Source organism: Tenacibaculum sp. L6 (genome assembly GCF_028823685.1).
Classification (GTDB): Bacteria; Bacteroidota; Bacteroidia; order Flavobacteriales; family Flavobacteriaceae; genus Polaribacter.
The window spans coordinates 24,057-31,992 of the sequence record NZ_JAPEHZ010000024.1; the positions used below are offsets into that span (position 1 = coordinate 24,057).

Here is a 7,936-nt window from a genome sequence, read left to right on the forward strand (position 1 = left end):
AGTTATACCAAAAATCGTGCGTGCCAACTTTGGTTTGCTGGCACTTCCCATTTGGCTTCAAAATCTTCTTTGGTATTTACCATGTTATTAAACACTACAGTTTCTGCTGTAATTTTTTGTGCTTTGGCAAAGTTTTGAAACTCTGGAAGTTTAACAATATTGATATTGTCTCCATCTTTAAAAGAAACATTCATTTTGTCCATTAAATCTAACTTCAACTCGTTTTCTAACTCTTGTATAAAACGCACTGAAGCATCTATTGAACAACCTGATACATTGTTGAAGTTTTCATCAACAGCTAATACCAAAAATTGATTGTATTTTATGGTGAATGATCCTTTTAAATCATCTCCATGACGTGTCCAATTCTCAATAAAAACTAACGCTTTTGCTGTGATATATTCTATTTCTTCAACTGTAAACTCTCTATCTGACTGATATACCCAAACTCTTGAATTTTTAGGTAATTCTTTATATTCTGTATACATTATTGTTCTTTATGTTTATGTTTTTGAATATATAAATTCTTAGTTACTCAAAGTTACGGAAATTGCTGGTTCTAGCGCATTTCCTTTATAAAATTCTTGGGCAAAATAGTGTTTTCTCCATTTTCCACTTGATTTCATCCAAGTTGTATCATTCGTATATACTGCCCCAAAACTTGGAGCAACTATAGTTTCTTTATACTTTTTTATACTTCCTTGCTTAGTATAAATTCTTTCATGGAAATTATAAGGTATATGTATTCTTTCTAATCCTATAAAAAAACCTTCTTTAGGAAAATCTATGTTAAGCTTAGACACATCAACTTCAATCTTCCCTTTTGTCTTTTTTACATCAACAATTAAATTTTCTTTTAGTATATCTTCTGATGGTTTACCTGTCTTTTCATCAACTTTAAAGAAACGAACCCTAAACTTTGCTTTCTTTCTAGAAAGAATACTTGTAAAATAAACTGTTACACTCTTTAAAAAAGGAACATTTTCATATTCCTTTTTATAAGGAAAATACTTAGTTACTGTCCAAGGTCTCCCTTTTCTTCCTGAAAAACCAGACTTTATATCTCTTCTTTTATACTCATCTATAACTAACTCTCTATTCGCTTTTTTTGAAATTATTACTTCTTCTAGCTCATATAATTTTGGTTGAAGTTTAAGAAGCTTACTTTGTAAAGCTGATGCTAATACGACTGTATCTTTATAATTCAAACAAGAAATATGTACTTTACTTTTCAATAACTTTTTATTGATTTGTAATGAAAAGTGACCATTTTCATCGGAAGACACCCCTACATTTTCATTTAAAAAACTAATATTTGCATAGGCAACAGGGTCATTTGTATGCGCATCTATTACTTTATTTTTTAAAACTACTGTTTGTGAAAATGCTGTAATACTTACAAAACATAGAAAAAGAAAAACTCTCATAACTTAATTTTTAACGAATGTAAAAATTGAAAATTATAAGAGCTCTTAAGTAGTTGTTAATTTTCAAACACTTAACGTAAATTAAACTTTTGTTGTAACGCCTGTAATTTTTCCTCATCCGTCATAGTTTCTTTCTTTGGTACAGACATTCGCTCTTTAATTTCTCGTAATACCTTTTTTGTGTATAATGGAAAATCCGCATTTTGAATCCATGCGTTATATCCTGGATTTTCTTTTAACACTTCTTCTACTGTTCTTCCTTTATACTTCCCAAAAGAAAAGATTTCTTGGTCATCTTCATTAAATAAAATAAACCCTGCAAAATCTGCTCTTTTCCCATGAGTAGAAAACTCACTTAATGCTTCAACAGTGTTTTCTAAATCGTCATATCTATCAACCTGAGCTAATAAAATTTCATAGGTTGCATTTGTGTCTGCTTCTGCTCCATGCGCTCCTACTAACTCTTTTCCGCAGTAAAACTGATATCCAGCACTTAACGTACGCTGTTCTTTTTTATGGAAAATTGTTTGTACATCAACTGCCTTACGATTGTTCATGTCAAAATCAATACCTGCACGTAATAATTCTTCTGCTAATAGAGGAATATCAAATCGGTTTGAATTGAATCCTGCTAAATCTGCATCAGATATCATATCGTTAATCTTATCCGCTAGCTCTTTAAAGGTTGGTTCAGTTACCACTTTTTCATTTGTAATTCCATGTACTGCTGTTGCCTCTGCTGGAATTTCTATTTCAGGGTTTACTAACCATGTTTTACTTTCTTTATTTCCGTTTGGAAATACTTTTAAAATTGATATTTCTACAACTCTATCTTTAGCTATGTTGATTCCTGTAGTTTCTAAATCGAAAAATACAATGGGTTTGGTTAAGTTTAAATTCATTTTTAAATTAAGGGTTAAAAGGCAATGACTTTATTTACTTTAAATACTCTTTTATTGCCTTTTCTATATATTATTCGTTGTTTAATTGCTTTTTAAATTCGTCTATTTGATCTAAGACTTTTTTTGGTAACGTTGGTTCTTTAAAACCATATTTCTCTAACTCTTTTTCTAAAGTTTTTGCTACAATATAACGCGCTGTTGGTTTATCATCGGCAGGAACTACATACCAAGGGGCATAATTAGTTGACGTGCGCTGCAACAAATCTTCATAACACTCTTGGTAATTATTCCACAATTTTCTTTCTTCTAAATCTCCTGCGGAAAATTTCCAGTTTTTTTCTGGAATGTTTAATCTACGTAATAGTCTGTTTTTTTGTTCTTCTTTAGAAACATTTAGAAAGAACTTTAAAATAATAGTTCCGTTTTCTGCAATGTGTTTTTCAAATTGATTGATATGTTCCATTCTTCTATGATAAAACGCATCATCTAAATCTTCTAAACTTTTTACAGTCGGAATATTTTCTGCAAACACATATTCAGGATGCACTCTGGTTACTAGCACATTTTCATAATGTGTACGATTAAAAACTCCTATTTTTCCTTTAGGTGGTAAGGCTATATAATGACGCCACAAAAAGTCATGTTTTAATTCTAATTCTGTTGGTACTTTAAAACTATGTACCACTACCCCACGCGCATTAACATCTTTAAAAACTTCACGTATTAAACTATCTTTTCCAGCAGTATCCATACCTTGTAAACAAAGTAAGACGCTATACTTACCTTCTGCATACATCGTATCTTGTAGTTCACTAATTTTTTTTCGCGCTTTTTTTAATTTCTTTTTAGCGTCTTCGTCTATCTCTTTTGTAGTATAGTCTTTTAAAGCTGTTCCCTTTTCATACTTGTATACGCTTACATCCATCTTTTCTCTTAATTTTAGCATAAAAGTACAAAAATATAGACTTCTAGCATTGATTTTCTCTTGGTTATTATCAATTTTTACAATTAAGAACGTCGCTTTTGTCTTAATTATTTTTAGAGTTTTAACATCAAACTAAATCTACAAAATGAAAAAAACTGTAATAATACAAGCAAGCTCTAAAAGTAACGGAAATACAAACAGAGTTATTAACTACCTCAACAGCAACAACTCTTTTGATGTTATCGACTTAAAAACAAAAAATATTGGTGTTTTTGAGTATGACTTTAGCAATGCTAATGACGATTTTATTCCTGTTATGGAAGAAGTTATTAATAACTATGATACGATTGTTTTTGCAACCCCAGTATACTGGTATACAATGAGTGCAACTTTAAAAATATTTTTTGATCGTTTGTCTGACTTATTAAAATACAAAAAAGACTTAGGAAGGTTATTACGAGGTAAAAACATGGCGATGATTAGTAACTCAGGAGCTAATGACCGTAGAAATGGTTTTGAAATGCCTTTTATTGAAAGTGCTAAATATTTAGGCATGAACTATCTTGGTAGTGCCCATGCCTGGTTTACTGAAGATGGAAATGACATACATCCTGATGCTAGAGTTAAAATTAATGAATTTAGAAATATTTTAGCTACTAAAAATTTTAAGGATGTTTTAACCCGTTAGAATTTTAAGATGTCGTTTTTTTACAATTTATAAGAAACCTTTGACAGTATTTTTGAGTTTTAATTTTAATTCATTATAATGCAAAAAGTAATTATAGCTCAAATAGCAATTCAACAAGGAAAAGAAAGCGATTTTTTAAAATTGGCTGAGGAAATGGTAAAAACGAGTAACTCTGAAACAGGATGCATTACCTATCAATTACATAAAGATTTATTTAGTGAAGGTAATTATTTGTTTTATGAAGAGTATATTGATAGAAAAGCTGTAGATGCGCATAATAACTCTACTCACTTTCATCAATTTATAAAGGATATTACTGCTTTAATTACCAAAGAGCCTATTATAAACATTTATTAATCTAAATGAGTGTAAAACACTATAAACCATCAAAATACCTATCTCCTTATATTGATAGGTATTTTGTTTGTTCTCAAACCAAAAGTCTTCCTTTAATTTTACCAGGCACTGGTTTAGAAGTACTTTTTCATATTGATACTCCTTTATCTATCAATAACAACAAATTAGATACTGCTCATATTATTTGTCCTAGAGATAAATTAATTTTTGATTCAACAAACAACGTAAATTATATTTCAGTACGTTTTCATAGTGGTGGTTTTAGGCACTTTACTTCTATTCCACATACACAAATTGTTAATCAATATTTGTCTGTAGAAGAAATATGGAATAATGAAGGTAGAGAGCTTTTAGATATTCTTTATTCATTACCTAGTATAGAAGAAAAAATTAAACTAATTGATTTCTTTCTATGCAATCAATTAAAAAAACATCATTTTTCTACTATAGTTAATTGGGATTTGATAATTAAAACTCTATACAAAAACTTTAATTCAATATCTCTTCACGAATTAGCCTATCATAGCAACTTAAGTTATCGTCAATTTGAACGTCTATTCAAACAAAAGTTTGGCGTTTCTCCTAAAAAATTTCAACGAATCACTAGGCTTCAAAAAACTGTAAAACAAGTATTGCTATCGAGTAACAAACATTATTTGTCTACTGCTTTAGATAATGGTTATTACGACCAAAGTCATTTTATTAAAGAATTTCAAAGTTTTACAAATCTTAAACCTTCCCAGTATTTTGTAACTAAAAACTTTGACAATCATTTTTACTATAAACCTTTAAGCTAGTTAATCCAGTTTTTAAAATCTTTTACACGCTCTCTGCTTACAATTATTTCAGAATTATTATAAGACTCCAACTTTAATTGTAAGCGAGAGTTTGTATAAGATACAATATCTTTAATCGCATTTATTTGTACTACAAAAGTTCTATTTACTCTAAAAAACTGTTCAGGGTCTAACTGCTCTTGCCAGTATTCTAGTGAATTGTCAATTAAATAATTTCTATTAGAATTGGTATGAATATAAGTTGCTTTGTTTTCTGAATAAAAGCATTCTATATCTTCAATATTTATAATTTTTAAATGTTGCCCAACTTTTATCGTAAATCTCTTTTTGTACTTTCTGTCTACTGGGTTTATTAACAACTTGCGAATGTCATTTATATTAACGTGTATGTTACTTTGTAAAGGCTGATATTCTTTAAACTTATCTACCGCCACTCTTAACTCGTCTTCATCTATTGGTTTTAGGAGATAATCAATAGAGTTTAACTTGAATGCTTTTAATGCATATTCATCATAAGCCGTTGTAAAAATAATGGCTGATTTTACAGTGACTTCTTCAAAAATCTCAAATGATAATCCGTCGGAAAGTTGAATATCTAAGAAAATTAAATCTGGGTGTTCATTATTCTGAAACCAATTTATAGACTCTTCTACCGAGTGTAACATTTGCTGAACCTCTATATTCAGTTCTGCTAACATTCTATTTAATCTTCTTGCTGCTGGCTTTTCGTCTTCAATAATTATAACATTCATAGTTCTATTCTCAGTAATTATTGCTCCATATATTCTTTAATTTTTCGCTCTTCCCAGTTTTTTGAAAACAACTTGTCTTTTCCTAAAACACTAAATCCGTGTATAAATACTACGACTCCCCACCAAAAAAATAAATTATAGTTGTTTATATCTAAGAAAGCATCCATAACAGATTCGTCTCTATAAACAATATCTTTATATATTCTTCTTCCTATAAAAACTAAGTTTATTAGTATGTAAACCACTAAATGTTTATAAAACTTTTTGATTTCATTTACTTTTTTTTGAGCTCTTATATATTGTTGTTCTCTATTTAAAGTTTCCATTTTCTTTCTTTTTTAGTTCATCTAGATACTCTTGTATTTTGCGTTGTTCCCAATCTTTATTAAAAAATATATTAGTTCCAAATACTCCTAACCAATGAAAAAAGACTCCAATCCCCCAAAAAAGCCAAGTAGCATACACCCCAAAGTTACCTATTGCTTTAATAAAAGTTAACTTGTCTTCATTCATAAAGCCCATAATAATTACAACTGAAATAAAAATATTCACAATTATATACGCTGCTAAATGCCAATAGAAACCTTTAATTTTTTCTACTCTTTTTTTAGCCAATAAATATTTATGTTCTTCTTTATAATCATTTTCCATACTAATTCTTTTTATTTAGGTATTCATTTATCTTTTTCTCCTCCCAATCTTTTCCAAGCCCTAAAATGTTAACACCAAAAACTAGCATCCAATGAATAAAAGTAACTAGTACTATTCCTATAACAGGAAACCAAAACCAGTGATAATAAGGTGAGAATTTTAAATTCACTAAAACAATAATAATCACTGAAATGACATTTACTAAAGTATGAGCATAGAACCCTTTTACTTGTTTTACTTTCTTTTTAGCCTCTAAATACTTTTTTTCTTCTCTATAATTACCTTCCATTGTTATTGTTTTCTAAAAATTCTTTAATCTTACGTTCTTCCCAATCTTTTCCTAAGCCTATTTTTTCTATTCCAAAAATGCCCAACCAATGAAAAAACAGCCCTAAAAACATTCCTATAGTTGGAAAATAAAACCAATGGTAACTAGGTACAAACTTTAAGTTTATAAAAATCAATACTGGTATAATTAACACAGTTACTATAAAATGAATGTATAACCCTTTTATTTTTTCTACCTTTTTCTTTGCTTTCGCATATTTATATTCAATTCTATAATCTTTTCTCATTTTATTTATAGTTTTTATCATCATCCATTAACTCCTTAATCTTACGTTCTTCCCAGTTTTTACCTAAGAATAAATTGTAATTATTTACTTCTAGGTAATGAAAAACTAACCCTATTCCCCAACCTATCATTGGAAACCAAAACCATTGAAATTTTGAATATGTTTTAAGGTTTATAAATATTAAAAAAGGGGTGACTATACAATACGAAACTAAGTTTTGGTAAAACTCTTTTAGTTTTTCTACCTTTTCTACTGCTTTTACATAATTACTATTTTCTAAGCTTTTTGTATTCATAATACTATTTTTTATATCAATTAACAGCGGTAAACACACTGTAAATGTTTTGTTATTATTAATTATTTGAACATTTCTATCGGTTATTAAACCATAACGATCTGCTATATTTCTCAACCCTACTTTTGTACTTTTTCCAATAGCTTCTTTCGGATTGATATTGTTTTGAATTTTTAGAAATCCGTCTTCTTCAAAAATGCGTATCTCTAAAGGTTTTGAAGCCGAAACTACATTGTGCTTCACCGCATTTTCTAATAACAATTGAAGTGATAACGGAACTATCTTTAACTCAGAATTACTTACTTCTTCAGGTATTGTAAACTTTACTGCTTCCTCAAAACGCATTTGCAATAATTCCATATAGGTTTTCGCAAATTGTAATTCTTCTTGAATTGGTACTAGTTCTTTATTTCGTTGCTCCAGTACATAGCGATATACTTTTGATAGTTTTGTTGTAAACTTCTCTGCTTGTTTCGGATTTTCACTTATTAAAGAAGTCAACACATTTAAACTATTGAATAAAAAGTGTGGATCTATTTGACTCTTTAAGGTTTCAAACTTTGCCGT

Annotated in this window: 13 protein-coding genes; 3 read left to right on the forward strand and 10 right to left on the reverse strand. The window is 29.0% G+C overall.

The window, feature by feature from the left end; genetic code table 11:
* Nucleotides 1–2: 2 nt before the first annotated feature.
* From OU788_RS06515 to OU788_RS06530, 4 genes are all read right to left on the reverse strand, one after another.
* Nucleotides 3–488: an ABC transporter ATPase gene (locus tag OU788_RS06515; RefSeq protein ID WP_274634414.1), complete on the reverse strand. Its 486-nt coding sequence runs from the start codon at nucleotides 486–488 to the stop codon at nucleotides 3–5.
* 39 nt (nucleotides 489–527) lie between these two features.
* The gene (locus OU788_RS06520; protein WP_274634415.1) at nucleotides 528–1,427 is read right to left on the reverse strand and encodes a carboxypeptidase-like regulatory domain-containing protein; all 900 of its coding nucleotides are present in this window, start codon (nucleotides 1,425–1,427) and stop codon (nucleotides 528–530) included.
* Between the two features lie 71 nt (nucleotides 1,428–1,498).
* Nucleotides 1,499–2,329, reverse strand: coding sequence for a 3'-5' exonuclease (locus OU788_RS06525; RefSeq protein WP_274634416.1), 831 nt, complete (start codon nucleotides 2,327–2,329; stop codon nucleotides 1,499–1,501).
* 70 nt (nucleotides 2,330–2,399) lie between these two features.
* Entirely contained in the window at nucleotides 2,400–3,254 is an 855-nt protein-coding gene (locus OU788_RS06530) for a PPK2 family polyphosphate kinase (RefSeq protein ID WP_274634417.1), read from the reverse strand.
* 145 nt (nucleotides 3,255–3,399) lie between these two features.
* Between OU788_RS06530 and OU788_RS06535 the strand changes: the two genes are divergently transcribed.
* The 3 genes from OU788_RS06535 (at nucleotide 3,400) to OU788_RS06545 (ending at nucleotide 5,096) form a co-directional block, all read left to right on the forward strand.
* Nucleotides 3,400–3,942, forward strand: coding sequence for a flavodoxin family protein (locus OU788_RS06535; protein WP_274634418.1), 543 nt, complete (start codon nucleotides 3,400–3,402; stop codon nucleotides 3,940–3,942).
* Nucleotides 3,943–4,020: 78 nt separating this feature from the next.
* Nucleotides 4,021–4,299, forward strand: coding sequence for a putative quinol monooxygenase (locus OU788_RS06540; RefSeq protein WP_274634419.1), 279 nt, complete (start codon nucleotides 4,021–4,023; stop codon nucleotides 4,297–4,299).
* A gap of 5 nt (nucleotides 4,300–4,304) precedes the next feature.
* Nucleotides 4,305–5,096 carry a helix-turn-helix transcriptional regulator gene (locus OU788_RS06545; protein ID WP_274634420.1) on the forward strand — a complete coding sequence of 264 codons (792 nt, stop codon included), beginning with the start codon at nucleotides 4,305–4,307 and terminating at the stop codon, nucleotides 5,094–5,096.
* On the opposite strand, the gene OU788_RS06550 is transcribed toward OU788_RS06545, so the two are convergent.
* The 6 genes from OU788_RS06550 to OU788_RS06575 all read right to left on the reverse strand — a co-directional run.
* Entirely contained in the window at nucleotides 5,093–5,848 is a 756-nt protein-coding gene (locus tag OU788_RS06550; protein ID WP_274634421.1) for a LytR/AlgR family response regulator transcription factor, read from the reverse strand. The two genes, OU788_RS06545 and OU788_RS06550, sit on opposite strands and share 4 nt — an antisense overlap.
* A gap of 17 nt (nucleotides 5,849–5,865) precedes the next feature.
* Nucleotides 5,866–6,174 carry a 2TM domain-containing protein gene (locus OU788_RS06555; RefSeq protein ID WP_274634422.1) on the reverse strand — a complete coding sequence of 103 codons (309 nt, stop codon included), beginning with the start codon at nucleotides 6,172–6,174 and terminating at the stop codon, nucleotides 5,866–5,868.
* Nucleotides 6,158–6,499, reverse strand: a complete 342-nt coding sequence (locus tag OU788_RS06560) for a 2TM domain-containing protein (protein WP_274634423.1) — start codon at nucleotides 6,497–6,499, stop codon at nucleotides 6,158–6,160. The genes OU788_RS06555 and OU788_RS06560 overlap by 17 nt, the downstream gene beginning before the upstream one ends.
* Before the next feature lies 1 nt (nucleotide 6,500).
* A complete protein-coding gene (locus OU788_RS06565; RefSeq protein WP_274634424.1) occupies nucleotides 6,501–6,788 on the reverse strand; it encodes a 2TM domain-containing protein in 288 nt (95 codons plus the stop codon).
* Nucleotides 6,778–7,074, reverse strand: a complete 297-nt coding sequence (locus OU788_RS06570; RefSeq protein ID WP_274634425.1) for a 2TM domain-containing protein — start codon at nucleotides 7,072–7,074, stop codon at nucleotides 6,778–6,780. The genes OU788_RS06565 and OU788_RS06570 overlap by 11 nt, the downstream gene beginning before the upstream one ends.
* Before the next feature lies 1 nt (nucleotide 7,075).
* Nucleotides 7,076–7,936: 2TM domain-containing protein (locus OU788_RS06575; RefSeq protein WP_274634426.1), on the reverse strand; the 861-nt coding region annotated here is incomplete at its 5' end.

Excerpts from the sequence above, each read along its gene's own strand:
- OU788_RS06555 (WP_274634422.1), bottom strand. The coding sequence starts at position 6,174 with ATGGAAACTTTAAATAGAGAACAACAATATATAAGAGCTCAAAAAAAA.
- OU788_RS06545 (WP_274634420.1), top strand. The coding sequence starts at position 4,305 with ATGAGTGTAAAACACTATAAACCATCAAAATACCTATCTCCTTATATT.
- OU788_RS06520 (WP_274634415.1), bottom strand. The coding sequence starts at position 1,427 with ATGAGAGTTTTTCTTTTTCTATGTTTTGTAAGTATTACAGCATTTTCA.
- OU788_RS06565 (WP_274634424.1), bottom strand. The coding sequence starts at position 6,788 with ATGGAAGGTAATTATAGAGAAGAAAAAAAGTATTTAGAGGCTAAAAAG.
- OU788_RS06525 (WP_274634416.1), bottom strand. The coding sequence starts at position 2,329 with ATGAATTTAAACTTAACCAAACCCATTGTATTTTTCGATTTAGAAACT.
- OU788_RS06530 (WP_274634417.1), bottom strand. The coding sequence starts at position 3,254 with ATGGATGTAAGCGTATACAAGTATGAAAAGGGAACAGCTTTAAAAGAC.
- OU788_RS06515 (WP_274634414.1), bottom strand. The coding sequence starts at position 488 with ATGTATACAGAATATAAAGAATTACCTAAAAATTCAAGAGTTTGGGTA.
- OU788_RS06560 (WP_274634423.1), bottom strand. The coding sequence starts at position 6,499 with ATGGAAAATGATTATAAAGAAGAACATAAATATTTATTGGCTAAAAAA.
- OU788_RS06550 (WP_274634421.1), bottom strand. The coding sequence starts at position 5,848 with ATGAATGTTATAATTATTGAAGACGAAAAGCCAGCAGCAAGAAGATTA.
- OU788_RS06535 (WP_274634418.1), top strand. The coding sequence starts at position 3,400 with ATGAAAAAAACTGTAATAATACAAGCAAGCTCTAAAAGTAACGGAAAT.
- OU788_RS06540 (WP_274634419.1), top strand. The coding sequence starts at position 4,021 with ATGCAAAAAGTAATTATAGCTCAAATAGCAATTCAACAAGGAAAAGAA.
- OU788_RS06570 (WP_274634425.1), bottom strand. The coding sequence starts at position 7,074 with ATGAGAAAAGATTATAGAATTGAATATAAATATGCGAAAGCAAAGAAA.